The sequence below is a fragment of the Actinoplanes sp. G11-F43 genome, assembly GCF_050589265.1.
In the GTDB taxonomy this organism is placed as follows: Bacteria; Actinomycetota; Actinomycetes; order Mycobacteriales; family Micromonosporaceae; genus Actinoplanes.
In genome coordinates, this window is sequence record NZ_JBNZCE010000017.1 from 331,451 (window position 1) to 356,087 (window position 24,637).

The following is a 24,637-nucleotide window of genomic DNA, read 5'->3' on the forward strand; positions in this document are numbered from 1 at the left end:
TCCCTTTCTGGAGAACGATCAACATTTGCCGCGGGAGGGCGCTCGCGGGGGATTTATGGAAAGCTCCCGGGCACCCGGAAGAAGAATCGAAGCGCGGATCGCGGGATCAAAACGGTGGTGATTCACCGATATCCGTTGGGGAGCGGCTGAGGCAGGGCGGGGTCAGACGTTCAGGAAGGCCAGGACTGCCAGGACCCGGCGGTGGTCGTCGTCGGACGGGGGCAGGCCCAGCTTGGTGAAGATGCTGCTGATGTGTTTGCTCACCGCCTTCTCGCCGACGAACAGTTTGGTGGCGATCGCGCCGTTCGAGCGGCCCTCGGCCATCAGACCCAGCACCTCGCGCTCGCGGGTGGTCAGTGCGGCCAGCGGGGGCTCGCGGCGGGCCAGGAGCTGGGTGACCACCTCGGGGTCCATCACCGTGCCGCCGCCGGCGACCCGGCGGACCGCGTCGACGAACTGGGCCACATTCGCCACCCGGTCCTTCAGCAGGTAGCCGACGCCGCCCGCCCGGTCGGTCAGCAGCTCGCGGGCGTAGAGCGGCTCGACATGCTGGGACAGCACCAGGACCGGCATCCCGGGGATCGCCCGCCGGGCCGCGATCGCCGCCTGCAGGCCCTCGTCGGTGAAGGTGGGCGGCAGCCGCACGTCGACCACCGCGACGTCCGGACGGTGCTCCAGCAGGGACGGCAGCAGCGCGGGCCCGTTGTCGACGGCCGCCGCCACCCCGAAGTCGTACGCCTCGAGGATCCGGATCAGACCGTCCCGGAGGAGGGCGAGGTCCTCGGCGATGACAACGCGCACGGCAGCTCCATGGTCACGACGGTCGGTCCACCCGGTGGGCTGGACAGGCTCATCGTGCCATCAAAGGCGGCGAGACGGCGCTCGATGCCTCGCAGCCCGGTGCCGCCGGACGGGTCGGCCCCGCCCCGGCCGTCGTCGCCGACCCCCATGACCAGCGCGCCGCCGTCGTGCCACAGGTCGACGGTGATGGCCGTCGCCCCGCTGTGCCGGGTCGCGTTGGCCAGCACTTCGGCGACCGCGAAGTAGGCCGCCGACTCGACCGGGGTGTCCAGCCGGCCGGGCAGCACGGCGGTCACCGTGACCGGGATCGGCAGCGCCATGGCCAGTGCGCGGACCGCACCCTCCAGGCCACGCTCGGCGAGCACCGGCGGGTGGATGCCGCGGACCAGGTGACGCAGCTCGACCAGGGCCGCCGAACTGCTCTCCCGCGCCTCGGCCATCAGCTCACGGGCGCCGGCCGGGTCGATGTCGACGATCGCCTCGGCCAGACCGATGGTCATGCCGAGGGAGACCAGCCGGGCCTGTGCGCCGTCGTGCAGGTCGCGCTCGATGCGGCGCAGCTCGGCGGCCTGGGCGTCGACCGTGTCGGCCCGGGTGGTGGTCAGCTGGCTGACCCGCAGCCGCAGCTCGGCGGCCTTGGTCGGGGCGAGGAAGAGCCGGCTGAACCAGGCGTCGGCCCGGCGCAGGTAGGGCGCGGCGGCGACCCCGACGGCCAGGATCACCACGCCCTGCGGCAGGGAGAGGAACCCCTCGCCGATGGTATCGATCGGCCAGATCGCACCGTAGCCGTACTCCACGCCGAGGGAGACCCAGAGCGGGATGAGCAGGATGCCCTCGGCGCCGTAGAGCGGGAGGGCCAGCGACAGCACGCCGAGGGCCAGGCCGCCGATCGCGCCGGGCAGCAGCCACGCCAGGTCACGCCAGGTGGCCGGGTCGCGGAGGATCCAGCGGAAGTGCCGGAGCCCGCCGAGCACGGCCCGCTCCGGCCGTGGCAGGTAGGGCCGGGCGATCGGGGCACCCCAGCCGGAGGCGAGCCGCCGGGCCAGGTCGGCGCGGGCCCGGACCAGTTTCGTCACCAGGGGCATCAGCACCAGGCCGAGGCCCAGCACCGGGGTGAGCAGCAACGAGACGAGGAACAGCAAGAAGAGCGGGATGTTGAGGACGGCCAGGGGGACGGCCACCGCCCCGCTCCCCACGGCGCGGATGCCCTCCCGGATCCAGTCACGCGATTCCATGTCCTCATCCTGGCCGCCGGCCGCCGGATTGTCGGTAGTGCCAGCCCCACCTTCACGAGGGTGCTGGCACACCTGACGCGAGTGGCGGCCACAAGGTTGGCTGTACGTATGACGACGACAGCCGCGAGCCGTACCGCGGGAAGTGACTTCGCCGAACTCAACCGCCGGATCAACGCGGCCGGGTTACTCCGGCGACGACCCGCGTATTACACCTTCCGCATCGGCCTGACCAGCCTCGCCCTGGTCGGCGGGTGGGCGGCCTTCGCCCTGGTCGGCGCCTCCTGGTGGACCCTGGCCGTGGCGGTGTTCCTGGCCGTGGTGTTCGCCCAGATCGGCCTGGTGGCGCACGACCTGGCGCACCGGCAGGTGTTCCGCACCAACAAGCCGAGCGCCCGGGCCGGCCGGATCTTCGGCAACCTGGCGATCGGCATGTCCTACGGCTACTGGATGGACAAGCACACCAAGCACCACGCCAACCCCAATCACGACGACCTGGACCCGGACGTCTCCCCGGACGGGCTGGTCTGGTCCCGGGAGCAGGCGGTGGGCCGGGGGTTCCTGGTCCGGCATCAGGCGTGGTTCTTCTTCCCACTGCTCAGCCTGCTCGGGCTGTCGCTGCGCCGGGACAGCATCCGGGCCCTGCTCAAGGGCGGGATCAAACGGCGGGGCCTGGAGTCCACGCTGTTGGCGATCCACATCATCGGGTATGTGGCGGCACTCCTGCTGGTCCTGACGCCGTGGCAGGCGCTGGCCTTCTTCGTGGTCCATCAGGGGCTGTTCGGGATCTATCTGGGGATGACGTTCGCGCCCAACCACAAGGGCATGCCGCACCCCGACGGCACCGAGGACTACCTGCGCAAACAGGTTCTGACATCCCGTAACGTGCGGGGCGGGCGGTTCATCGACGCGGCGCTCGGCGGGCTCAACTACCAGATCGAGCACCACCTGTTCCCGGCGATGCCGACCCCGAACCTGCGGCTGGCCCAGCCGATCGTCCGGGACTACTGTGCCGAGATCGGAGTGCCGTACGAGATGACCGGTCTGGTCGAGTCGTACCGGCAGGCGCTGGACTACCTGCACGACGTCGGTGCCGAACTCCGGGAGGCTCGGGCGACACCCGGGAGTGGGGCGTAAGGTTGCCGGACCGGCTCGGGGCGCGCAAAGTGGAAACACAGGTAAGCGATGCCGAGTCGTGACATCCCCGCCCCATTTCGACTACTGGCCGCCGTGATCGACATTACCCCTGGTAGTGCCTGTCCTTCACCGGCGGGCCACGTAGCGTTTTCAGAGGATTAAGGTTTAAAGTGCCGCGCGTGAAGGTGACCTTGCAGGAAATCCGGGAGCGGACCTACAAGCCGGTCGACGCGTGGTGGACCGTACTTCTGGTCGACCCGCTGGCGTCGCGCCTGGTGCGTCTGGTAGCGCCCTACCGATGGATCACGCCCAATATTCTGACCCTCATCGCGTCGATCTTCGGGTTCGGTGCGGCCGCCTGTTTCGCCGTCGGTGAGACCTGGTACCTCGTCGCTGGTGGGCTCCTCTTCCACATCAGCTTCGTGGTCGACTGCATGGACGGCAAGATCGCCCGGCTGAACGGCACGGGCACGATGTTCGGCCAGTGGCTCGACTTCGTGCTCGACCGGGTTCGGGTCTTCTTCATCGCGCTGGCGCTGTTCGGCGGCCAGTTCGTGCGGACCGACGACGTCGCCTGGCTCTGGCTGATGGCCGTCGCGGTCTTCCTGGACTTGTTCCGCTACCTGAACAGCGCCCAGATGGCCAAGGTCCGGCGCAGCATGAAGGACCAGATCAACGCCTACCGGGAGCCGCTGCGGGCCGCGCAGGCCGAGGCCGCCGCCGAGATGGGCGAGCCGTCCAGCGAGATGCCGGAGCCGGAGTCGACGCCCGCCCGCAAGGGCTCGATGAAGAACCGGATCGGCGAGACCCTGCGCCGCAACCGGATCCGGACGCACCTGTTCAGCGGTATCGAGTACGAGATGTTCGTCTTCATCGTCGGCCCGATCACCGGTCTGATGTTCTCGGTCACCATCGCCGCCGGTGTGGCACTGCTCGCCTTCGAGTCGTTCCTGATCTTCAAGCTGCTCCGGGCCTGCCAGAAGTTCCCGGGCCAGCTGGAGGCCGCGCGGGTCGCCTACGAGGAGCACGAGGCGGAGCAGAACGCGGCCGTGCCGCAGCAGAACGCCCCGGCCACGGCCACGGTCACGGCCTGAGACGGATTCGTCGAGCACCCCCGGCGCCGGACGGCGTCGGGGGTGCTCCCGTTCTGCCACCGGAAACGGGTTCACGGATCGGCGGCCGCGCCGAACAGACGACCATGACGGCCATCACGGAGTACCGGGACGACGCGGCGTGGGATGGAACGCGGCACGCGGCGCGGGACGGCATGCGAGACGCGACGCGGAACGAGCCACCAGGGTCGCCGCGCGGCGGCACGCACAGCCCGGCGCGTGGCGAGGTGCTGGGTGAGACGCGGGGTGCGGGGCGGGGCGGGTCGGGCGTGCCGCTCACCGTCAAGCTCCGGGTGGTCAGTGGCAACTCCGGGCGGGCGCGGGCGGACTGCGCGGTCAGCCTCTGGCACTGCGGCGGGCACCGGAACCGGAGCCGGCAGGTCGCCGGGGCGGACGGGTGGGTGACGTTCGGCAGCGCGTTTCCGGGGATGGACGCCGGACGGTGGCCGCACGTGCACTTCGCGGTGCACGCCGGCGACGATGACGACTGTCTGCTGCACGCGGCCCAGCTCGTCCTTCCGGGTGACGCGTGCGCGCGGGCGTTCCGCCGGGCCCGGCTGGACGGGATGAGCATCGCCGGGGACGAGTGCTTCACCGGAGGGTGGGCGCTGGAGATACCGTCGGTGACCGGCGACGCGAGCCGGGGACTCGTCGCCACCCGGACGGTGTGTCTGAGCTGACCACCGGTGGGCGGCCGGCCGGGGTGCGGTTAGATTGGCCCGATGCCACGACGCCGATTGCTCTACATCCTGGCTGTCGTGGCGATGCTGGGGCAGATGGCGTTCGCCATGGTGACCACGGCCATGCAGCAGTCCCCGACGATCGACGAGCCGGTCTATGTGGCGACCGCCGAGGTCTACCGGCAGCAGCAGAGTCTGCGGTACAACCCGGAGCATCCGCCGCTCGGCAAGCTGATCATCGCGGTGGGGACGGCTTTCGCCGGGGCCGAGCTGGATCCGGCGTACCCGGGTAATCAGACCCGGCTGGGACGGCATCTGCTCTACGAGACCGGTAACAACCCGTTCGAGTTGATGCTGCTGGCCCGGCTGCCGGTGATCGTACTGACGCTGGCCTTCGGTCTGGTGGTGTTGTTCTTCGCCCGGGATCTGGCCGGGCCGTGGGCGGGCCTGATCGCGCTGGCGCTGTACAGCTTCTCCCCGGACGTGATCGCGCATGGTTCGCTGGCCACGCTGGACGTGCCGGCCGCCGGGATGCTGCTGACCGCGTTCTGGCTGGCGTGGCGGGCGCGGGAGAGACCGAAACTGTACGTCCCGCTGGCCGGGGTGGCGCTGGGCGCGGCGCTGGCGACCCGGATGAGCGTGCTCCCGGCCGTACCGCTGCTGATTCTGCTTCTGGCCCTGTCGACGTGGACGGCGCGACCTGGGGACCGGAGACGGCGGCTGCTGGAGGCGGCCGGGGCGGCGTTCGGGGCGGGGCTGATCGCGATCGCCGTGGTCTGGTTCACCTATCTGGTGGTGGATCCGCGACTGCGCTGGACGACCCCGCCCGATCTGCCCGAGTTGGCGGGGCTGAAGGCGCTGGCGGTGGATCTGCTGCCGTTCCCGCAGGCGTACCGGGACGGCATGCTGGTGCAGTTCAAGTTCGAGAATCGGCTGTACAACGGGTTCCTGCTGGGTGAGGCCTACCGGGGTTCGCCGTGGTACTACATGCCGGCCGCGATCCTGATCAAGACGCCGCTGGGGATGCTGGCGCTCTGGCTGGCCGGGGTGGTCACCCTGTTCGTGGTGCCGAAGCTGCGGGTGGCCGCGCTCTACCTGCTGCCGGTGTCGGCACTGTTGCTACTGGTCACGATGACCGGGGCGCGGAATTTCGGCACCCGGTACGTGATCATCCTGCCGATGTTCCTGGCGGTGGCGGCGGGCACCGTGGCACTGATCAGAATCAGACGGGCGTGGATGGTCACGGCGGCGCTGACACTGTTCGTGGCGGTCAGTTCGCTGCGCACCTTCCCGTACTACCTGCCCTACTCCAACGAGGCGTTCGGCGGCACCGCGAACACCAGCCGGAACCTGCACGACGCGAACGTGGACTGGGGCCAGGACCTGGCCCGGCTCGGACAGCACCTGAAGACCCGCTATCCGGGCGAGCAGGTGTGGCTGGTGTACAAGGGCTCCGGGGTGCCCCAGTACTACGGGATCGACTTCCGGGACCCGTATTCGGTGCCGCCCGCCGAGATCCGCGGCCTGCTGGTGATCTCGGACAGCCGGGTGGCGCTGGCCAGCCCGCGCCTGAAGCAGATGATGGCGGGCGGCACCCTGATCGACCGGGTCGGCCATTCCATCAGCATCTACCGGCGCTGATCATGATCCACTCGGGGCCGGCCGGTTCGCCCTGCTGGACCGCCGGCCGGCCGCACCTGACCCGTGAGGTGCGTGCTCTGGCCGGGTCGACCCCAGCGGCGCTGCGTGCACATTCCTTCAAGACGGATCCGGTGCCGGCCACCTAGCGTCGCCCGGCATGACACTCACTGGAAAGACCGCCCTGATCACCGGCGGTTCCCGGGGCATCGGCCGGGCGGTCGCCGAGCGCCTGGCCGCGGACGGCGCCCGGGTCGTGCTCACCTACCGGCGGTCGAGGGACCGGGCGCAGGAGCTGGCCGCCGCGATCGGCGGCACCGCGGTCCGCTGTGACCAGGCCGATCTGTCCACCCTCCCGGCCATCTTCGAGCCGGTCCGCGACAGCGGCCTGGACATCCTGGTCAACAACGCCGCGATCAGCCTGACCCGCCCGATCGCCGACCTCACCCCGGCCGATTTCGACCGGGTGCTGACGATCAACACGAAGTTCCCGCTCTTCGCGCTCCAGGCGGCCGTCCCGCTGATCCCGGACGGCGGCCGGATCATCAACGTCTCCACCCTGAACACCGCCCTCCCGGCGCCCGGCCTGGCCCTCTACTGCGCCGGGAAAGCCGCCCTGGAGCAGGTCACCGCGGTCGCCGCCCGGGAGCTCGGCCCGCGCGGCATCACCGTCAACACGGTCTCCCCCGGCGCGACCGACACCGACATGCTCCGCGACACGAACACCCCGGAGGCACTGGAGCAGACCGCCGCGTTCACCGCCCTGCGCCGTCTCGGCAGGCCGCCGGACGTGGCCGCGGTGGTCGCCTTCCTGGCCGGCCCGGACAGCGCCTGGCTCACCGGCCAGAACCTGCGGGTCACCGGCGGGTTACTGATCTAGAACATTTTCCGGTACGCCCGGCACCTCCACGACCGCAGCGGATCGTCCCGTCTCGTCCCCGCGAGGTGGGCGTTTCCGGCGGACCGTCCGGCGGCTGCCGGGCCGGATCCGGTGGTCCGGGAATTCCCGTCCGTCAGACATCGATGAGGACGTCGGCCACGAAGGGCGCCGACGGGAGGATCGGTGGGCGGATGAACGTACCGACGAGTGGCACTCCGACGCTCTGCCGGCGATGCGGGCAGATCAGTCCCGGGTCCGCCGGGCCCTGCCCGCACTGCGGCTCGCCGTTGACCGGCGCGCCGGCGAGATCCCCGGCCGTCCAGCGGGCGCCGATCCTCAACGGGTCGGTCCACCACTTCGAGCCGGCCCGGGTGACCTCCGGCCCGGAGCTGAACCTGAACCTGAGCCGCCGCACCTGGCAGCGGATCGGCGCGGGCGGCGCGGTGCTGGTGTTGGCGCTGATCGCCTTCCTGGTGCTGCGGCCGGCTCCACCGAGCCCGGCCGGCACCGTCGAGCAGTACTTCGAGCATCTGGCAGCCGGTGACACCGCCGCCGCGCTGGCGCTGGCCGACATGTCGTTCGCCACGGAGAGGGCGCCGCTGCTGATCCCGGCGGCCCTGGCGGCCGAGGCGGACCGGCCGGCCGATCTGGCCGTCAAGTCCACCCAGGATCTGACCGGCGACGGGCGGTACTCGGTGGTGACCGCCTCGTACCGGATCGGCGAGCAGACCCTCGAACAGGACTTCGCGGTCAGCGAGACCGGGGACGAGGAGACTCCGTACCGGCTGGAGGACCCGTTCCTGTACCTGGCGGTGCGGCTGCCCGAGGGGATGGACCTGACGGTGAACGGGATCTCGGTCGGCGCGTCCCGCGGCACCCCGGTGCTGCCCGGCCGCTACACCGCCGCGACCACCGGCAACAGCCTGTTCGCGGGGGCCAGCCGGACGGCCGTCTACGAGACCGGCCAGCGGGGCACCACGGCCGAGATCGACCTGGCCCCGCTGGAGATCGCCCCGGGCGCGGCGGCGGCCGTCCAGGAGACCGTCGAGCGCTACCTGGACACGAACTGTGTCAACCCGCAGGGCTTCACCGCCTCGTACCGGTGCCCGCTCCAGGCCCCGTCGCTGGCCTGGAGCCAGACCACCACCTGGACCGTCACGACCGCTCCACAGCTTCAGCTGACCCCGGCGGAGTCCGGGCGATCCGCGGTGCGGTTCAGCACCGCCACGGCCGGGGCGGCCGCCTACACCACCACATACACCGAGTTCGGCGGCGCCGAGAAGTCCGAGTCCGGCACCGTCCCGATCGACATCAGCGGCAGCGCCGCAATCGGGGACGACGGCGCGATGCGCATCGCGCTCGGGTACTAGGAGGAGACGCAGTGACCCACTCATATCCGATGGGCGATCGATCGGGCCCGCCCGAGGAGGACATCGCCTACCGCACGCAGACGCTCAAGTTCACCGCGACCGAACTGTCGCTCGACGAGTCGGTGCCGTTCATGGTGCTGTTCCGGCTGTGGCTGTACGCGGCGTTCGGCGGCGGGCTGGTCTGGCTGGTGTTCACCCTGCTCTCCCTGCTGACTCTGCTCGGCAGCGAGACCCTCGACGGGCTGGCCCTCTCCACCGGCCTGGGCCTGGTCGGCACGGTGCTGGGGATCATCGTGTTCCTGGTGCTGCTGCTCCTGCTGAACATCCAGGAGCCGGTCGCCGAGTGGAAGACCCTGATCGAGGGCAAGGCAGCGGCCGCCGAGTCGTCGTACGCCGCGATCTACCAGTCGCTGGCCCGGCGCCGGATCCCGGTCGCGGTGACCGCCCGGCGGATCCGCAGTGACGTGCTGGCCGAGTCGGTCAACAACCGGCTGATCGTCACGGAGCGCACGTACATCGCGTACGTCTCGGTGTTCGCCTTCGGCACGTCGCTCTACGTCGGCTGGACGATGTGGCGGGAACGCCGCGGCATCGCGCTCATCGTCCAGTTCTTCAAGGACCTGATCGGCTCGATGCTCGGCCGGACCGGCATCGTCAACCAGATGCTGCGCACCGAGCGGGTCCGGGCGATGCGCGAGGCGGTGCACTCGGCGGTGCGTGAGGGTGTGGACGCGGCCGTCGAGAACATCGAGGTGCCGCTGGCGGCCACGTTCGGCTACGACGTCCCGATCGAGTCGGTGTCGGCCGGTGCCCCGCCGGTCGCGACCGGTCCGGCCGGCGGCCCGCCCCGGATGGGTGGCCGACCGGGCGCCCCTGACCAGGGCTGAGGCGGATGACCGCGAAACCGGACCGGGATCTGCTGGCGGCCCCGGACGACGACGGGCCGGCCGGGGGTGTGCTGACCTCGGCCGGCCCGCACGGCTGCCACGCGTGGGTGGCCCTGCTGGTGGAGCCGGTGCCGGGCCGGGAGTCCGGTGACGGCACCGGGGAGGACCGCCGGGCCGAGGCGGCCCTGGCCGACGCGGGCTGGCTGGCCGGCCTGTGGGATCCGGCCGCCGGGGCCCGGCTGGAGCTGCGCTACCTGCACCGGCCCGGCGAGGGGCTGCGCTGTGTGCTGCTCGGCCGGGTGTTCGCGCCGGCCGTGGACGCCGCGGTCGAGGCGGCACTGCGGCTGCGGGACCGGCTCGGTGCCCTGCCGGCGCACGTGCGGGCCACCCCGGTCGACGCGGTGGACGAGATCCGCGGGCTGCTGGAGCCGTTCCGGGTGCATCCGGCCGGCCTGGTCGAGGTGCGCAAGCAGATCCGGGCCGGGCAGCCGGCCCGCCCGGACGCCGGGGTGGCCTACTACCTGGCCGTGCCCCGGCTGGCGGCGGGCGCGGCCAGCTGGGATCCGCTCTGGCAGAGTGTCGCCGACCTGCCCGAGCCGTTCATGCTGACGGTCGGGCTGGAGCCGTTCGCGCCGCCCGCCCCGTTCGTCGGCATGCTCGCCGATCTGGCCACCCGGTACGGCCGGCTGGCGGTGCCCGGCCGGAGCGCGCGGAGCCCGCTGCGGATGCACAGCCACGAGCTGGCCGCCGACCCGTTCGCGGCGTACGCGGCCCGGCTCTTCGCCGAGTCGTGGCAGCACTACCAGTCCGCCGTCTTCCGCACCCGGATCACCCTGGCCGCGCCCGGGCCGCTGCCGCCCACCCTGGTCAGCCGGGTGGCGGCGACGATCTGCGCGCCCCGCGACGACCGTGAGGTCTCGCACGTGGTGGTCGCCCCCGAACCAGCCGAGCTGGACGTCGCCTGGCGCAACGTCACCACGCTGGACAACACCCGCTGGGATCTGCGGTACCTGTACGGGCTGCCGGTGGTCCCGCCCGCTCTGCGGCTGCTGGCCGAGACCATGGACGCGGCCGAGGCGGCGTCCGCCTGGCGACTGCCGCCCCGCCCCGGCACCTCCGGACGGCCGGTGTTCGTCTCGGTGCACGCCGGGGTGGTCAACGTCGAACGAATGGACACCCCGACCGTGACCGGCGACGTCTTCAGCAACATCGGCGACGGGGCCACCGTCGTCAACCGCAGCACGGTGATCGGCTCGTTCCACCGAAGCCACGAAACCGGGGAGCCGGCGCCCCGGCTGGGCATCCTGCTCGCCTGCGCCAACCCGCGCGGCAGCGAGCCGTTACGCCTCGGTGAGGAGGACCGGACGCTGCGGCAGTCGGTGGCGCTCTCCGCCGACCGGGACCGGATCGACATCGAGACGCTGAACGCGGCCACCATCGACGACCTGCGCCGGGCCCTGCTGCGCCGGCCGTTCGACATCGTGCACTTCTCCGGGCACGGCACCCGGCGGGGGCTGGTCTTCGAGGACGACGCCGGGCAGATCTTCCAGCCGTCCAGCACCGCGCTGGCCGGTCTCTTCGCCCGGCGCGGGATCCGGGTCGCGGTGCTGAACGCCTGCTACTCGCTGTCGGTGGGCACGATCAGCTCGATCGGCACCGAGTTCACCATCGCCGCCGACGGCCCGCTCGCCGACCCGGCCGCGATCGAGTTCACCAGAGGCTTCTACGACGCGCTCGGTGCCGGGTGGGAGGTGCCGGAGGCGTTCGAGGAGGGCCTGGGCACCGTCGCGCTGAAGGGCCTGACCTTCAACGCGGTCCTGCTGCGCCGGGGTGAGAAACACGTCGGGTCATAACACCAGCGCGTCGGTCCAGAGCTGGCGGGACCGGCCGGACAGCGCCTCCATCAGGCCCACCGCCTGGCTGTCGGTCAGTCCCGCCACGAAGTCGATCACCGCCCGGCCGCGGGCCCGCTGCACCCGCTCCGGGGTGCCCGGCGGCAGCTCGCTCTCGGCCAGCTCGACCAGGTCCCGGAGCCGGCGCGGGAGACGCTGGGCCTCGTCCGGGTCGGTCAGCCAGGACAGCAGGGCCTCCACCAGCGAGGCCAGCAGCCGGCCCTGACCGCGCTGGTGCAGGGCCAGGTCGGGGCGCTCCAGGACGAACCGGTTCTGGACGAACTTGAGGATCTGCACCTCGTGCCACTGGGCCCGGGACAGCTGGACGTGACCGCTGCGCACAGCCGGCTGGCCGATCATCTCGACCGACTCGACCAGGCGGCGGGTCCAGTTCGCGGAGAAGGCGGCCACCCGGGCCTCGGACTCCAGCGAGCCGTCGAACGGGCGGGCCAGCAGGCCGTCCACCAGCTCGGCGCGGACCAGCTCGACCGCGTCGGCGAACGCCGAGTCGTCGGCGATCCAGCCGTCCTTGCGGTGCAGCTGGCGGCGCAGCGACTCGATCGCGCCGCCGGCCCGGTTGGCGTCCGACTCCGGGCCCCAGCGCTGCCAGGCCATCAGCTCGGTGGCCACCGCGCCCTGCTGCAGGACACCGACCCGGTGCACGTCCTCCAGGTCGTGGATGGCGTAGGCGATGTCGTCGGCGGTGTCCATCACCGAGGCCTCGACGGTCTGCTGCCAGTCGGCGACCCGGCCGGCGAACGGCGCCCGGGCGGCCCGCACGTCGGCGATCTCGGTCGAGTAGGCGCCGAACTTGAGCGAACCGCCGTCCGGATCGTCGGGAACCGTGGCCGCACCGCGCGGCGGCGGATCCATGAACCGCGGGTGCGGATCGGGGTGGGTGAGACGGGTCCACGGGTACTTCAGGATCGCCGCGCGGACCGCGTTGGTCAGGTTCAGCCCGATGGTGGCCTGGCCGCGGATCTCGGTGCTGGTGACGATCCGGTACGACTGGGCGTTGCCCTCGAACCCGTCCCGCAGCCCCAGCCGGTTGCGGGCCAGCCGGTCCAGGATCCGCTCGCCGAGATGCCCGAACGGCGGGTGCCCGAGGTCGTGGGCCAGCGCCGCCGCCTCCACCACGTCCGGGTCGCACCCGCCGAGCTTGTCGGACAACTCCGGATCGGCGGCCCGCAACCGCTCGGCGATGGCCCGGCCCACCTGCGCCACCTTGAGACTGTGGGTGAGCCGGTTGTGCACCAGCAGCCCGGCCCCGCCGGGACTGATCACCTGTGTGACGCCGGCCAGACGGGCCAGGAACGAGGAGCTGACGATCCGGTCCCGGTCCACCCGGAACGGGCTCGACGCCAGATCACCGGGGGCCACCAGGCTGTCGCCGAAGAGTCGCTGGGCACGGGGGTCGTCCATGCCCGTGGAATCTACCGACTCTGCAGAGCGTCCAGTGCGACGGCCATCGCCACGACCAGCCTGCGGTCCAGATTCGGGTCGTGGATGCTGACCTGGTAGGTGTCCCGCAGACCCCACTTGCGCACCACCGAGAACGCCGGCCGCCCCTGGATGGCGAAGTCGAAGTGGTACGGCAGCCAGGACAGCGAGTCGACGAAGCGGCGCAGGATCGCCACCCACTGGTTGCGCTCCATGCCGGTGATCTCGCCGATCCCGGGCTGCTCCACCACCCAGCTGGACCGCAGCAGGGAGGCCCCGAAGTTCTTCCGGAACAGGCCGATGGGCTGCCCGTTCGCGTCGGTCACATCGTAGGTGGCTCCGAGGTCGATGACCTGCCGCGCCTTGAAACCGAGCAGCGGAACCTGCTTGGTCTCGTCGGTGTAGAGGGTCACCTGCTCCTTGAACGCCAGCCGCTTCTGCTGGGCGAACGCGAGAACGCCGGCCTCCTGCCCGTCGGGCGTGACCGCGTGGACCTCGTACTGGTTGACCATGAGACGTATGCGCTGGCGCACGATGAGATGGTTCTGCGCCTGAAGGGTGTCGAGCGTCACCGCGGCAGTCTGCCATACCGTGGCTTGCTGAGGACTTGCTGAGGGGACCGGTGGCAAGGCGCAACCTGCGCGGGCCAGACTGGAGACCATGGCCAAACGAACGCGTACCCGTACCGTCATCGCCCTGGCTCTCGGCGCCGCGGCGGTGTGGGCCGCCCGCGATGTGCCCGCCCAGCTCGGCGCCCGGGCGAGTGGCGCCCGCCGGGAGCGGATCCAGCGGTCGCCGCAGTACTCCGAGGGCAGATTCCACAACACCGTCCCCGCCTCCCAGGTGGTCGCCGGCTCGATGCCACGCCTGGCGCTCGCCGCGGCCACCGACCGCGACTCGCGGCGGCCGCACCAGCCGATCCCGGTGGTCACCCCGGCTCCCGGCGGCGACGCGCGGGGACTGCACATCACCTGGTACGGGCACTCCTCGGCACTCGTCGAGATCGAGGGCCGCCGGGTGCTGCTCGACCCGGTCTGGAGCGACCGCTGCTCGCCGTCCCGGCTGGCCGGGCCACGGCGCCTGCACGAGCCGCCGGTGCCGCTGCGCGAACTGCCCCCGATCGACGCCGTGGTGATCTCCCACGACCACTACGACCACCTCGACATGGCCACCATCCGCACCCTGGTCGACCTCCAGGCGGCCCGCTTCCTGGTGCCGCTCGGGGTGGGCGCGCACCTGGAGAGCTGGGGCGTGCCGGCCGGCCGGATCGTCGAACTGGACTGGAACGAGTCGGCCACCGTCGCCGGGATCGAACTCACCGCCACCCCCGCCCGGCACTTCTCCGGGCGCGGGCTCAGCCGGGACGAGACACTCTGGGCCAGCTGGGTGATCAGCGGGCCGACCCGGAAGGTGTTCTACTCCGGCGACACCGGCTACTTCCCCGGCTTCGCCGCGATCGGGGCCGAACACGGGCCGTTCGACGCGACACTGGTGCAGGTCGGGGCGTACGGGGACGCCTGGCCGGACATCCACATGACCCCCGAGGACGGGGTGGCCACCCACGAGGACGTGCGGGGCGGCCTGATGGTGCCGGTGCACTGGGCGACGTTCAACCTGGCCCTGCACGAGTGGGCCGAGCCGGCCGACCGGACCTGGCGGGAGGCCAAGGCCCGCGGGGTGAAGCTGGCGGTGCCCCGGCCGGGAGAGCGGATCGACGTGGACAACCCGCCCGCGGTCGACGGCTGGTGGCAGCAGGTCAGCTGAGCCCGCGGTCACCGTGGGCGTCCCGGCCGTCGGCTTTCCCGCCGGCGGCCTTCCCGTCGGCGGCCTTCCCGGCGGTCAGCTGAACTCGGGTGGGAGCGGGATCTCGAAGCGGGAGCAGAGCAGCGGCACGTCGTGCCGGTCGGCGGCCCGGGGCGGATAGCCGGTGTGCCAGCGCACCGCCCACTCCGGCGCCTCGCACCGGACCGTCCGGCCGGCGATCTCCCCGCACCCGCCGAGCGCCTCGGCCGGGACGGTGACCCCGTCGACCGCCGAACCGTAGTGCAGCCGGCCGTCCGGCAACCGCTCGAACAGGTGCAGGTCGACGCGGAGCCGGTCGCCGTCGTGCAGGACGAAGTTCCACGGGCGGTCGCCGGGCCATGGGAACACCCGGTCGACCCCGCATCCGGCCAGCGCCCGGAACAGCCACTCCAGGTGCCCGGCCGGCGCCCACAGGTCCAGATCGGAGTGTTCCCTGGTCTGCTCGCCGAGGAGCGCGTCGACCGCCCAGCCGCCGCTGAGGCTGACCTCCACCTGGTACGCGTCGATCGCGTCCAGCAGCCGGACCACCTCGCCGGCTGCCATCACGTACCGCCCGGTCATGCCACCCCCGTTCGCCCCACCGGTTCCGCCCCGGTGTGAGCGTCAGGTAATCGCAGCGGCCCGCCGGTAACCATCCACCGTTCGGCCCCGCCACCCCGAAAACGTGCGGCCCCCACCCCGTGTGCCGCACAGCGGCGCGATCCGCACCACAAGTGACCACACAGACCGGCAACCACCGCACCGTGGCAACCTCCGGCGCGATCCGCACCACAAGTGACCACACGGGCCGGCAACCACCGCACCGTGGCAACCTCCGGCGCGATCCGCACCGCGAGTGACCACGCGGGCCCGCGAAAACCGCACCGTGGCAACCTCCGGCGCGATCCGCACCGCGAGTGACCACGCGGGCCGGCGACCACCACACCGTGGCGACCTCTGGCGCGATCCGCACCGCGAGTGACCACGCGGGCTGGGGTGCCGCGCCGCTGCGCGGTCCGTGCCACCCCGGTGGCATGCCGTCTCCCCGCGCTCACGCCCGGCGGTCGCGGCACGGTCCGGGCCCGGCGCCCGCCTCGCGGGGTGGCCACGGGGCGGGCCGCTGCGGTCGTGGGAGGGGTAGGCGTACCGTCAGCGGGGTTCCCGGGGTTTGGGCACGCAGACCCGGACCGCCTCGGGGACGACCTCCGCGGTGAACTTGCGGGTCTTGGCGCGGTCGCCGCCGTCCAGTTCGTATTCCATCTTCGACTCCAGCGTGACGTCGATCCGGCGGGCCCTGGTGGTGCGGACGAACGGCGAGTTGTCCGACCGGGTGACCGCCATCGTGCCCAGGGTGCGGGCCCACTGGAGCGCGTTGTGCGCGGTGGCGACGCCGACGTCGAGCCAGCCGTCGGTCGGTGAGGCGTCGTCGAAGGCCTCGATCCCGGCGTGGATGGTGCCGACGTTGCCGATCAGGACGCAGCTGGCCTCGTCGTCGAACCAGTCCGTGCCGTCGATCCGGATCTTGGCACGCGGGGTGTCGCCGTTGACGTGGCGCAGACCGGTCCAGACGTAGGAGAGCTTGCCGAGCCGGTCCTTGAGGGCGCCGTCGGCATCCTTGATCATGGCGCCGTCGAAGCCCACCCCGGCCATCACGGCGAAGTGCTCGCCGTCCAGGCGCCCCAGGTCGAGGCTGCGGCGCTCGCCGGTGAAGGCGATCTCCACCGCCTTCTCCAGGTCGGTGGGGATGCCCAGGTTGCCGGCCAGCAGGTTGCCGGTGCCGGCCGGCATGATCGCGACCGGCGTCTTCCGGCCCTTCTTGTCCTGGGCCAGCACGTCCAGGGTGCGCTGGACCATGCCGTCACCGCCCCAGACCACCAGCAGGTCCACTCCGGCCTGGACGGCCTTGCGCACCTTCTTCGGGGCCTTGCGGCTCTTCGGCACCTCGTACCAGAGGAGTTTCTCGATGCCGCGACCGGTGAGGAGGCGGCGCAGTTCGTCGAGTCCGCCACCGAGGGTCTTCCGCTGGTGGGCGACGACGGCGATGGTGCGGGGGGTTCGCATGTCCGCCGCCGTTACCCGACCGAACGGAAAACCAATCAGCGGAATCCGAAGCGGCGACGCTTCGGCTTCCGGCCGAACAGGGTCTGCGCGGTGTCGGCACCCTGCCTGAGCAGGCGGGAAGCACGATTGTTCGGCCCCCGGCGGCGCTCGACGGTGTCGCTGAGCTTGCGGGCTCCGGCGACACCGAGCGGGACGAGGACGGCGGTCAGGACGATGCGGCGGAGCAGGTTCCAGATCATGCCCGAAGGATTACCCACTTCGGGTGATCAGTTCACCGTCTCGCGCATCCGTTGCTCGGCGGCCGCGCTGCGGATCACCATCAGCCGCAGCTCCAGTTCGTCGGCGACGATCTCGGCGAGGTTGGCCAGGGCCTTGAGCTGACGGTCGTTCGCCTCCCGGGGCACGCTGTCGATCACGTTGACGGTGCCCAGCCGGTAGCCGTCGTGGGTGCGGATCGGGGCGGCGGCGTAGAACCGCAGGCCCAGGTCACCGCGGACCAGCGGATGCTCCAGGGTGCGGGGGTCCACCGCGGCGTTGTTGATCACGTAGACGTCGTCCTGGGCGATCACCGAGGCGCACAGCCCGGGCTCCTTGCCGAGCTGCCGGACCCCGGTCAGGCCCTGGCAGGCGGCCAGCCACACCCGGTCCCGCTCGACCAGGGAGACGGTGGCGATCGGGGTGCCGAAGAGGGCTCCGGCGATGAAGGCGATCCGGTCGTACGCCTCCTCCACCGGCTGATCGACCAGCCGGTAGCGGCGCACCGCCTCAAGCCGGGCCCGCTCCCGGGGGTCAACGTTGTCCAGGTATTCGTAGGCGCCAGACGACTCTGTCATGGACGAGACACTATTCCCGCCGGTGCCGGGGCGTCGCACACCGCGTCAGTCGCGGGCCCGCACCCGCAGTCCGGTGATCGCCCGCCCGGTCACCTCGGTCACCTCGGCGGTGAACTCGCGCAACGTCACCACCTCGCCCGGCCCGGTCGGGATGTGCCCGAGTTTGGCCAGCACCATGCCGGCCACCGTGGTGTAGTCGCCCTCCTCCCCCGGATGCCCGTGCAGGCCGACACCGGGCAGGTCGTGGATCGGGAACGAGCCCGGCATGAGCAGCGAGCCGTCCGGTTCCCGTACGGTCGGCGCGGCGTCGGTGTCGGTCTCGTCGTAGATCTCCCCGACGATCTCCTCGACCAGGTCCTCCATGGTGACGATGCCGTCCACCGCGCCCAGCTCGTCGACCACCAGGGCCAGCGGCTGGCGTTCGGCGCGCAACCGCTCCAGGGCGTCCGAGACCCGCAGGGTGGCCGGCAGCAGCAGGGGCGGCCGGGCCACCCCGTCGACCGGGCCGGCCACCCCGACCAGGTCGCGCAGATGCACCACGCCGACCACGTCGTCCAGCCCGGCCGGGCCGACCACCGGGGCCCGGGAGTGCCCGCCGTCGATCAGCGCGCGCAGCGCACCGGCCGCCGGCCGGCCACTGGCCAGGGTCAGCACGTCCCGGCGGGGCACCAGGATCTCGCGCAGGTTCCGGTCGGCGATGGTGAACGCGCCGGAGATGATGGTGCGCTGCCCGGCCGAGAAGTCCCGCTGGCCGGCGGCCAGGGCCCGGATCTGCTCCGCGGTGGCCTCACCGGGCCGGCCGCGCCGGGTGACACCGGCGCGCAGCAGGGCCCAGCGCAGTGGGATCAGCATCGGCTCGACGCCGGTGGCCACCACGGCGACCATCACCAACAGGAGGATCGGAATGCCGTCCACCGAGATGCCCTTCGGGACGAACCACACATTCCGAACAATTTACCCAGCGGATCGGATCAGAACCGGGAGAACGACCGCAGCGGCATCCGCGGACCGAACTTCGGCGCCGTGACACCGCCCAGCGCGAGCAGATCACAGACCCGGCCCCGATGCCCCCGAAACGGCTCCAGCAGCTCCAGCATCCGCTCATCGGTGCCCCGGGCCTCACCGGCCAGCGCGAACGCCACCGTGTTCGGGATGTGGAAGTCACCCACGCTCACCGCGTCCGCGTCCCCGAAGACGAACCGGACCGTCTCCGCCGCCGTCCACGGCCCGATCCCCGGCAGCGCCGTCATCCGGGCCGTCGCCTCGGCCGCGTCCACACAACGCTCCAGCCGGGCGGCCACCCGCGCCGCCCGCAACAGCGCCTCGGTGCGGCGCTGCTCGACCCCGAACGGATGGAACTCCCAGTAGGCGGTGGCCGCCACCGCCTCCGGGTCCGGTGGCAGCACCAGACCGGCCGGGCCGGGGGCGGGCTCCCCGAAACGGCGGCAGACCGCGCGGTACGACCGGTGCGCCTCCGTGCCGGTCACCTTCTGCTCCAGGATCGCCCTCAGCAACCGCGGGAAGACCTGGGCGGTGGCCGGGAGGCGTACCCCGGAGAATGTCCTGGCCAGGCGCCCGACCAGCGGATGACGCGCGGCCAGCGCCGGGAAGTCGCTGACGTCGTCGCGCAGCCCGGCGATCGCGTCCGCCCGGTCGGCGGCCCACTCCGCCCCGGGACCGTGGGCGGTCGCCTCCAGCTCACCGCCGACCCGGGCCAGGTGCAGCGAGGCGGGACCCTGGGGGGTACGCATGGCGAGCCGGAACCCGTCCTCGCCGAACCTGCCACACGGGTCGTGTTTCGGGACCAGGAGCGGCCGCACCGAGGCGCCGAAGGCGTACCGCTCGGGTGGCGTCAGCCTGCGGGTCACGGTCACCGGGTCACTATGCCACTGAACGCGGACATGCCGATGGCCCTGACCTTGCTCCAGGGTCAGGGCCATCGGGCGGTGTGGTGACCGGACACCCGAGAAAGGTCCGGTCACCTCGGAACCGTCCACCGTCTGCTCGTCCGGCAGGGGGTTGGACGACGCCGTAGCGAAGGGGGGTCCGGACCGGGTCACAGGGGAAGACCCGGTCCGGGTCGGTTCCGGCTTCGACGGCGAGCGGTTCCGCTGACTGCTGTTACCGGACGCGGACTCGCACCGAGTCGAAGGCCGGCGTCTGGTTGGCGCGCTCCATCATCGGGACACGGTGCGAACCGTCACCCGCCCACGAGGAGCACTGGTAGTTGCCCGAGTTGGGCAGACCCGGCACCTGGATGGCGACGGTGTCCGGCTGAGCGCCACCACGGCTGTCCTCGGTCGCCACGAAGAACTCGGGGACCGGCTCCGGAGCGGGGGCCTGGTTGCCGTTCTGCAGGATCCGGCACGCGGTGTGGAAGTGACCGCGGACCAGGCCGTTCTGCAGGACCGAGCTCTCCACGTAGTAACCACCCTGACCGGCCGCGAGGAAGCGGTCCCGGATCAGGTTGCGGGTGCTGACCTGGATGGTGAACGGCTGGTTCCGGTTGACGTTGCGGGGCGCGTTGGTGATCAGCAGCGTCGAGTTGTTCGCCGCCGCCGCGACCTCACCGAACTCGGTGGAGACGCACCGCTCGCCACGCTGGAAGCCGTCGTGCGCCTCCAGGTTCGAGGTCTCGCAGGAGTTGGTCAGGACACCGAGGCCGGCACCGGGCGGCGGGGTGGTCGGGGCCGGAGCCGGCTCCTCGCCGCCCTGGTCGCCGCCGTTGTCACCCTGGTCGCCACCGTTGTTGCCGTTGTCGCCACCGTTGTTGCCCTGGTCGCCGCCCTGGTCGCCACCGTTGTTGCCCTGGTCGCCACCCTGCTCGCCGCCGTTGTTCTCGCCGCCGCCGTTGTTCTCGCCGCCGCCGTTGTTCTCGCCGCCGCCGTTGTTCTCGCCGCCGCCGTTGTTCTCGCCGCCGCCGTTGTTCTCGCCGTTGTTCTCGCCGCCGCCGTTCTGGCCGTCCTCGGCGGGCTCGCTCGCGGCGTCGGTCGGCTCGGCGCTGGCCTCGCCACCGTTGCCGCCCTGGTTGCCGCCGTTGTTCTGGCCGCCACCGTTGTTGTTGCCGCCGCCGTTGTTACCGCCGTTGCCACGGCCGCCGCCACGGCGCGCCTGCGTGGTGGCCTCGGTCTCGTCCGAGACGTTCTTCACCACCCAGTCCCGGCAGCGGGCCCGCACCTGGGCGGTGGTGGCCACGTCGCCGGCGCCGTCGTCCGCGTGCTGCGTGACCCGGCCGTTGTTCGTGGTGTACGTGCCTTTCCGGGTCTGCGTCGACAGCTGCGCCCGGTTCGGGGCCTCCAGGTCGTCGCAGGCGGCCAGGGCACGCTGCTGGGTGCGTTCGGTGCTCGCACTCGAGATCTGAGTGACCGTCACCACGCCACCGAACGCCGCCAGCGCGGCGGCACCGATGACGACGACCCGCCGCCGGCCGCTGAACCAAGCCGGGGACGAACTGGGGCGCCGGTACTTTGACCTTCGCATGGGTGACACCTTTCTTTGTCGCCGTTGGCGATGTGTTGAGACCTACCGCGCGCGGAAGATGCGCATGGTCGTGACGACCCCGACCACCAGCGCGGCAGCGAGGACCAACAGGATTACGGTGTTGCTGAGGCCGGGCATGTTCTCGCCCTCGGTGGCGGCAACCAGCATCTGGTTGTCGATCGGGACGGGACCCTGGCCCGGGTTGGCCGGCGGCGCCGCCGTGGGGAGCGCGGCGTAGTCGACGATCCCGCTGCTCTCCAGCAGCGTCATGTGCGTCATCACGAACTGGTTGGTCTGCTGCGCGAGCTTGCGGACCGAGTCGTTGCGCGTGGTGGCGCGGATGGTGCCGATCGCCGGGAAGATGTTGCCGTGCGCGGCACGCAGCCGGTCGATGAAGATCTGGTCGAACTGCTGCGGGGTGGCAGCCGTCTTCATCTCGTTCAGCCAGGCCTGCTGGGCGCCGTTCGGCTGGTTCGGCAGGCTGATACCCAGCTGCTTGGCCACCGCGCGGTCCAGGTTGTCGAGCGCGACGTGCTGCTCGGCGATCGCCTTGCCGATCTTGATGACGTTCGGGTCCTCGGACTTCTCCTGGGCCATGTTGCCGGCCGGGATCTCCCAGAGCCCCGCCAGGCGGACCTTGATGATGAAGTCGCGGTCCGCGGCGCTGACCACACCGGTGCCCTTGTTGGTCAGTCCGGTGTTCGGCGGCACGGGCACGGGTTCGTCAGCGGCGTGAGCCGCCCCGGCCGGCGCCAGAATGAACGCCAGGGACAGGGCCAGGGTGCCGACCAGCCATCGGGGGATGCGGCGGGCCTTCATCTCTTCTCCTCCAACCTTCCAGTGCCTATGCCAGATCATCAGTAGCTGTAGTCGCTGCCCGACTCGGCATCGCTACCCGCGTCGCCCGAGGTGTCGTCCTTCGGCGGCGCGACCGGCTTCGAGATCGCGGGGAGGCAGGTGAGGTTCTTGGTGCCGTTCGGCTGGATCACGAACCAGGTGCCGCTGACGTTCTGGCCCTTCCACTGGCCGGGCTTCTTGTCGCCGATGTAGCGGTAGAGCGGCCAGCCCTTGAGGGTGAGCTGCTTGGTGCCGTCGGCCCGGGTGACCGTGCCGACGAGGGACTTGTCGACGCCCTTGAGCGTGGGCTCACCGTCGTTGGTGAGCGCGGCCGGCCAGATCTTGGCGCAGTCGCCGTTGCAGTTCGACTTCGACGGGTCGTCCTGGTCCTTGTCGAACCGGTACAGCACGAAGCCGTCCTGGTCCTGGACCGTGGTGCCCATCAGCTTCACCTTCTTGGAGGTGAGCGCGGTGGTGGTCAGCTCCTCGCTGATCTCGGGAACGTTCGCCTCGTCGTCGGCGGAGTCACCCGGCGCGGCCGCCTCGGCGGTGGAGTCCACCTCGGGCTCGGCTCCGGCGGTCGCCCCCGGCGTGGCCACGACATCGTTGGACGCGGGCTCGGCGGCGTTGCCGTAGTCGGCCGCCTGGTATCCGGCCGGGGCGCATGCGGACAACGTGAACACCGCCGCCAGCGCTGCGCCTACGACCATCAACTTGCGCTTCTCCGGTACCACGTTGCCCCTCCCGGTGTTTCATGGCTACTGGCCATTCCGGGCAGTAGTACGGGGAGGGTGCGAAGTCGGTTGAACATTCGGGTCGATCAAATCAATGTTTTTTCGGTTGAACCTTCCGGCACCGGCGTACGTAAAAGGAAGATCCCCGGCATGCGAAATGGCCCGGCCGCCGAAGCGGCCGGGCCATTTCCGTGGCCGTACGATTACGGAACGCGAACCAGGGTCTTCGAGGAACCGGAGGCGCTGGTCTCCTCCACCTGGACGTGGGCGATCTCTTCCCGCGGGATCTCGGTGGCCGTCTGGAGCATCAGCGGAGCCGGGTTGGCGGCGGTGCCCCAGCCCTTGCCCTCGGGGACGGTCCAGCCGGAGACCTTCTCCTTGACCCCGTTGGTACGCACCACCCACAGCGTGCAGGTCTTCGAGCCCTCGATACCACCGACGGCGTAGGAGATCTGCGTGCCGTAGTCCTTCTTCTGCAGACCGACGATCAGGCTGACGTTGGTCCGCGAGTCGGTCCCGTTGTAGTTGTCACCCGGCAGCTTGGTGCCACCGAGGCCGATGTCGCCGTTCGGCAGCGGGTCGAGCTGGTTCTGCCGGCCCGCGGTGCTCTCCGGGGCGGTGCCGGAGTCTCCGCCACCCAGCCACTGCCCGCCGGCGAACAGCGCGCCGATCGACAGCATCGCGAAGACCACCACCGAGGCGGCCAGGGCGTAGAGCCGGCGGCTGTTGGCGCGCTGGCGCTCGGCACCCACCTCGCCCAGCATCTTGTGCAGCACGGTGGCGTCCCGCTCAGCCTGCTCGGCGGCCACGAAGGCCTCACCGTCGACCGTCGAGAGAACGTCCGCCACCTCGACGAACGACTCCAGCTCGTACGCGCACTGCGCGCACTCGATCAGGTGGTCCTCGAAACGGGCCGCGTCACGGTCGTCGAGGATGCCGAGGGCGTAGGAGGCGACGTCGTAGTGCTGATCCTGCGTCATTCCGTCACCCCCCGCTGCTGAAGCGCGGTGCGCAGGGCACGCAGCGCGTAGTAGACCCGCGACTTGGCGGTGCCGAGTGGCAGGTTGAGCGCCTCGGCCGCTTCCGGGACGGTGCGGCCGCGGAAGTAGGTCTCGATGAGGATCTCCCGATGCGAATGGCTGAGCTGCCGGAGCGCGTCCGACACGGTCATCGACTGCAGAACCTTGTCGGTCTCGTCGGACGTCGTCGGGAAGCTCTCCAGCTCCCGATCGTACGTCTCGGCGGGGCGGGCGTTGGCACTGCGATGCTCGTCGATGGCGATGCGACGGGCCACCGTCACCAGCCACGGCCTCAGCGACTGCTGACCCTGCGCGCCGAGGCGGTGCGCGTTGCGCCACGCCCTCAGCAGCGTCTCCTGCACGATGTCCTCGGCGCGCTGCCGGTCTCCGCCGGTCAGCCGCAGAACGAACATCAGCAGGGGGCCGGCGTGCTCTTCGTACAGCATCCGCACGAGGGTGTCCTCGTGACTCGGCGTGCTGTTCGGAGCCGACTGGTGCCGCGGACCCTGCCTCGGGATAGTCGTGCCCTCGTCCCGCTGGTTGCCACTGCCACCACCGTCGAGAGCCTGCCACCTACCACCGGAATGTTGCCGTGCCATCACTAGCACCCTCTCCGGCGCGAGCCGATCCTCGGCCACCGCATGCATCGATACCTCCGCCCGGACCTTTCCCCGTCGCCTGAGATACGGCCGGGGTGCCCCGCCGGGATCAATGCCGGGGCAAAAATTTCCGGGACACTCGGTCTCAACGGTCCTCCGCTGCGTTCGTGATCGTTCGTGATCGAGAGGGCGCACCCGGCGCCGATCACTGTGCGTATTGATC

Annotated in this window: 24 protein-coding genes; 9 read left to right on the top strand and 15 right to left on the bottom strand. The window is 71.2% G+C overall.

Annotation, left to right across the window (positions count from 1 at the left end):
* Window positions 1-162: 162 nt before the first annotated feature.
* Together ACQ0O7_RS20295 and ACQ0O7_RS20300 are read right to left on the bottom strand one after the other, a co-directional pair.
* Window positions 163-801 (bottom strand): LuxR C-terminal-related transcriptional regulator, encoded by a 639-nt coding sequence (locus ACQ0O7_RS20295; protein WP_430783702.1) that lies wholly within the window; start codon window positions 799-801, stop codon window positions 163-165.
* The gene (locus ACQ0O7_RS20300; protein ID WP_430783703.1) at window positions 753-2,036 is read right to left on the bottom strand and encodes a sensor histidine kinase; all 1,284 of its coding nucleotides are present in this window, start codon (window positions 2,034-2,036) and stop codon (window positions 753-755) included. The genes ACQ0O7_RS20295 and ACQ0O7_RS20300 overlap by 49 nt, the downstream gene beginning before the upstream one ends.
* Window positions 2,037-2,144: 108 nt before the next feature.
* Here ACQ0O7_RS20300 and ACQ0O7_RS20305 point away from each other — a divergent pair, with 108 nt between their 5' ends.
* From ACQ0O7_RS20305 to ACQ0O7_RS20340, 8 genes are all read left to right on the top strand, one after another.
* Window positions 2,145-3,170 (top strand): fatty acid desaturase family protein, encoded by a 1,026-nt coding sequence (locus ACQ0O7_RS20305; protein WP_430783704.1) that lies wholly within the window; start codon window positions 2,145-2,147, stop codon window positions 3,168-3,170.
* A 185-nt stretch (window positions 3,171-3,355) separates the two neighbouring features.
* Entirely contained in the window at window positions 3,356-4,264 is a 909-nt protein-coding gene (locus tag ACQ0O7_RS20310; RefSeq protein ID WP_430783705.1) for a CDP-alcohol phosphatidyltransferase family protein, read from the top strand.
* A 104-nt stretch (window positions 4,265-4,368) separates the two neighbouring features.
* Window positions 4,369-4,962: a hypothetical protein gene (locus ACQ0O7_RS20315; RefSeq protein ID WP_430783706.1), complete on the top strand. Its 594-nt coding sequence runs from the start codon at window positions 4,369-4,371 to the stop codon at window positions 4,960-4,962.
* A 42-nt stretch (window positions 4,963-5,004) separates the two neighbouring features.
* Complete coding sequence (locus ACQ0O7_RS20320) at window positions 5,005-6,603, top strand: phospholipid carrier-dependent glycosyltransferase (protein ID WP_430783707.1); 1,599 nt, start codon at window positions 5,005-5,007, stop codon at window positions 6,601-6,603.
* A 157-nt stretch (window positions 6,604-6,760) separates the two neighbouring features.
* The gene (locus ACQ0O7_RS20325) at window positions 6,761-7,480 is read left to right on the top strand and encodes an SDR family oxidoreductase (RefSeq protein WP_430783708.1); all 720 of its coding nucleotides are present in this window, start codon (window positions 6,761-6,763) and stop codon (window positions 7,478-7,480) included.
* A gap of 191 nt (window positions 7,481-7,671) precedes the next feature.
* Entirely contained in the window at window positions 7,672-8,850 is a 1,179-nt protein-coding gene (locus ACQ0O7_RS20330; protein ID WP_430783709.1) for a hypothetical protein, read from the top strand.
* An 11-nt stretch (window positions 8,851-8,861) separates the two neighbouring features.
* On the top strand, window positions 8,862-9,737 hold the full coding sequence (locus tag ACQ0O7_RS20335; RefSeq protein ID WP_430783710.1) for an adhesin: 876 nt from the start codon (window positions 8,862-8,864) through the stop codon (window positions 9,735-9,737).
* A 5-nt stretch (window positions 9,738-9,742) separates the two neighbouring features.
* Window positions 9,743-11,590 (top strand): CHAT domain-containing protein, encoded by a 1,848-nt coding sequence (locus ACQ0O7_RS20340; RefSeq protein ID WP_430783711.1) that lies wholly within the window; start codon window positions 9,743-9,745, stop codon window positions 11,588-11,590.
* On the opposite strand, the gene ACQ0O7_RS20345 is transcribed toward ACQ0O7_RS20340, so the two are convergent.
* Together ACQ0O7_RS20345 and ACQ0O7_RS20350 are read right to left on the bottom strand one after the other, a co-directional pair.
* Window positions 11,585-13,051 (bottom strand): deoxyguanosinetriphosphate triphosphohydrolase family protein, encoded by a 1,467-nt coding sequence (locus tag ACQ0O7_RS20345; RefSeq protein WP_430783712.1) that lies wholly within the window; start codon window positions 13,049-13,051, stop codon window positions 11,585-11,587. The genes ACQ0O7_RS20340 and ACQ0O7_RS20345 overlap by 6 nt on opposite strands.
* An 11-nt stretch (window positions 13,052-13,062) precedes the next feature.
* Complete coding sequence (locus tag ACQ0O7_RS20350; RefSeq protein WP_430784008.1) at window positions 13,063-13,581, bottom strand: hypothetical protein; 519 nt, start codon at window positions 13,579-13,581, stop codon at window positions 13,063-13,065.
* Window positions 13,582-13,729: 148 nt separating this feature from the next.
* On the opposite strand from ACQ0O7_RS20350, the gene ACQ0O7_RS20355 reads away from it, so the two are divergent.
* Window positions 13,730-14,833 carry an MBL fold metallo-hydrolase gene (locus ACQ0O7_RS20355; protein WP_430783713.1) on the top strand — a complete coding sequence of 368 codons (1,104 nt, stop codon included), beginning with the start codon at window positions 13,730-13,732 and terminating at the stop codon, window positions 14,831-14,833.
* Window positions 14,834-14,908: 75 nt separating this feature from the next.
* On the opposite strand, the gene ACQ0O7_RS20360 is transcribed toward ACQ0O7_RS20355, so the two are convergent.
* The 11 genes from ACQ0O7_RS20360 to ACQ0O7_RS20410 all read right to left on the bottom strand — a co-directional run bounded on the left by ACQ0O7_RS20360 (window position 14,909) and on the right by ACQ0O7_RS20410 (window position 24,462).
* Window positions 14,909-15,433 carry a nucleotidyltransferase domain-containing protein gene (locus ACQ0O7_RS20360; protein ID WP_430783714.1) on the bottom strand — a complete coding sequence of 175 codons (525 nt, stop codon included), beginning with the start codon at window positions 15,431-15,433 and terminating at the stop codon, window positions 14,909-14,911.
* A gap of 567 nt (window positions 15,434-16,000) precedes the next feature.
* On the bottom strand, window positions 16,001-16,912 hold the full coding sequence (locus tag ACQ0O7_RS20365; RefSeq protein ID WP_430783715.1) for a diacylglycerol/lipid kinase family protein: 912 nt from the start codon (window positions 16,910-16,912) through the stop codon (window positions 16,001-16,003).
* 35 nt (window positions 16,913-16,947) lie between these two features.
* The gene (locus ACQ0O7_RS20370) at window positions 16,948-17,151 is read right to left on the bottom strand and encodes a hypothetical protein (protein WP_430783716.1); all 204 of its coding nucleotides are present in this window, start codon (window positions 17,149-17,151) and stop codon (window positions 16,948-16,950) included.
* A gap of 27 nt (window positions 17,152-17,178) precedes the next feature.
* Window positions 17,179-17,745, bottom strand: a complete 567-nt coding sequence (locus ACQ0O7_RS20375) for a GAF domain-containing protein (protein WP_430783717.1) — start codon at window positions 17,743-17,745, stop codon at window positions 17,179-17,181.
* 45 nt (window positions 17,746-17,790) lie between these two features.
* Window positions 17,791-18,687, bottom strand: coding sequence for a CBS domain-containing protein (locus ACQ0O7_RS20380; protein ID WP_430783718.1), 897 nt, complete (start codon window positions 18,685-18,687; stop codon window positions 17,791-17,793).
* A gap of 29 nt (window positions 18,688-18,716) precedes the next feature.
* A complete protein-coding gene (locus tag ACQ0O7_RS20385; RefSeq protein ID WP_430784009.1) occupies window positions 18,717-19,613 on the bottom strand; it encodes a DNA-3-methyladenine glycosylase family protein in 897 nt (298 codons plus the stop codon).
* A 253-nt stretch (window positions 19,614-19,866) separates the two neighbouring features.
* The gene (locus tag ACQ0O7_RS20390) at window positions 19,867-21,225 is read right to left on the bottom strand and encodes a Pecanex-like protein 1 (protein WP_430783719.1); all 1,359 of its coding nucleotides are present in this window, start codon (window positions 21,223-21,225) and stop codon (window positions 19,867-19,869) included.
* 42 nt (window positions 21,226-21,267) lie between these two features.
* A complete protein-coding gene (locus ACQ0O7_RS20395; RefSeq protein ID WP_430783720.1) occupies window positions 21,268-22,044 on the bottom strand; it encodes a DUF4142 domain-containing protein in 777 nt (258 codons plus the stop codon).
* 38 nt (window positions 22,045-22,082) lie between these two features.
* On the bottom strand, window positions 22,083-22,772 hold the full coding sequence (locus tag ACQ0O7_RS20400) for a hypothetical protein (protein ID WP_430783721.1): 690 nt from the start codon (window positions 22,770-22,772) through the stop codon (window positions 22,083-22,085).
* Window positions 22,773-22,999: 227 nt separating this feature from the next.
* Window positions 23,000-23,776: a hypothetical protein gene (locus ACQ0O7_RS20405; protein ID WP_430783722.1), complete on the bottom strand. Its 777-nt coding sequence runs from the start codon at window positions 23,774-23,776 to the stop codon at window positions 23,000-23,002.
* Window positions 23,773-24,462 carry a sigma-70 family RNA polymerase sigma factor gene (locus ACQ0O7_RS20410; protein WP_430783723.1) on the bottom strand — a complete coding sequence of 230 codons (690 nt, stop codon included), beginning with the start codon at window positions 24,460-24,462 and terminating at the stop codon, window positions 23,773-23,775. Before ACQ0O7_RS20410 ends, ACQ0O7_RS20405 begins: the two co-directional genes overlap by 4 nt.
* Window positions 24,463-24,637: the final 175 nt, after the last annotated feature.

Excerpts from the sequence above, each read along its gene's own strand:
- ACQ0O7_RS20300 (WP_430783703.1), bottom strand. The coding sequence starts at position 2,036 with ATGGAATCGCGTGACTGGATCCGGGAGGGCATCCGCGCCGTGGGGAGC.
- ACQ0O7_RS20305 (WP_430783704.1), top strand. The coding sequence starts at position 2,145 with ATGACGACGACAGCCGCGAGCCGTACCGCGGGAAGTGACTTCGCCGAA.
- ACQ0O7_RS20315 (WP_430783706.1), top strand. The coding sequence starts at position 4,369 with ATGACGGCCATCACGGAGTACCGGGACGACGCGGCGTGGGATGGAACG.
- ACQ0O7_RS20320 (WP_430783707.1), top strand. The coding sequence starts at position 5,005 with ATGCCACGACGCCGATTGCTCTACATCCTGGCTGTCGTGGCGATGCTG.
- ACQ0O7_RS20325 (WP_430783708.1), top strand. The coding sequence starts at position 6,761 with ATGACACTCACTGGAAAGACCGCCCTGATCACCGGCGGTTCCCGGGGC.
- ACQ0O7_RS20330 (WP_430783709.1), top strand. The coding sequence starts at position 7,672 with ATGAACGTACCGACGAGTGGCACTCCGACGCTCTGCCGGCGATGCGGG.
- ACQ0O7_RS20340 (WP_430783711.1), top strand. The coding sequence starts at position 9,743 with ATGACCGCGAAACCGGACCGGGATCTGCTGGCGGCCCCGGACGACGAC.
- ACQ0O7_RS20345 (WP_430783712.1), bottom strand. The coding sequence starts at position 13,051 with ATGGACGACCCCCGTGCCCAGCGACTCTTCGGCGACAGCCTGGTGGCC.
- ACQ0O7_RS20350 (WP_430784008.1), bottom strand. The coding sequence starts at position 13,581 with ATGGTCAACCAGTACGAGGTCCACGCGGTCACGCCCGACGGGCAGGAG.
- ACQ0O7_RS20355 (WP_430783713.1), top strand. The coding sequence starts at position 13,730 with ATGGCCAAACGAACGCGTACCCGTACCGTCATCGCCCTGGCTCTCGGC.
- ACQ0O7_RS20360 (WP_430783714.1), bottom strand. The coding sequence starts at position 15,433 with ATGACCGGGCGGTACGTGATGGCAGCCGGCGAGGTGGTCCGGCTGCTG.
- ACQ0O7_RS20365 (WP_430783715.1), bottom strand. The coding sequence starts at position 16,912 with ATGCGAACCCCCCGCACCATCGCCGTCGTCGCCCACCAGCGGAAGACC.
- ACQ0O7_RS20370 (WP_430783716.1), bottom strand. The coding sequence starts at position 17,151 with ATGATCTGGAACCTGCTCCGCCGCATCGTCCTGACCGCCGTCCTCGTC.
- ACQ0O7_RS20375 (WP_430783717.1), bottom strand. The coding sequence starts at position 17,745 with ATGACAGAGTCGTCTGGCGCCTACGAATACCTGGACAACGTTGACCCC.
- ACQ0O7_RS20390 (WP_430783719.1), bottom strand. The coding sequence starts at position 21,225 with ATGCGAAGGTCAAAGTACCGGCGCCCCAGTTCGTCCCCGGCTTGGTTC.
- ACQ0O7_RS20395 (WP_430783720.1), bottom strand. The coding sequence starts at position 22,044 with ATGAAGGCCCGCCGCATCCCCCGATGGCTGGTCGGCACCCTGGCCCTG.
- ACQ0O7_RS20400 (WP_430783721.1), bottom strand. The coding sequence starts at position 22,772 with ATGGTCGTAGGCGCAGCGCTGGCGGCGGTGTTCACGTTGTCCGCATGC.
- ACQ0O7_RS20405 (WP_430783722.1), bottom strand. The coding sequence starts at position 23,776 with ATGACGCAGGATCAGCACTACGACGTCGCCTCCTACGCCCTCGGCATC.
- ACQ0O7_RS20410 (WP_430783723.1), bottom strand. The coding sequence starts at position 24,462 with ATGCATGCGGTGGCCGAGGATCGGCTCGCGCCGGAGAGGGTGCTAGTG.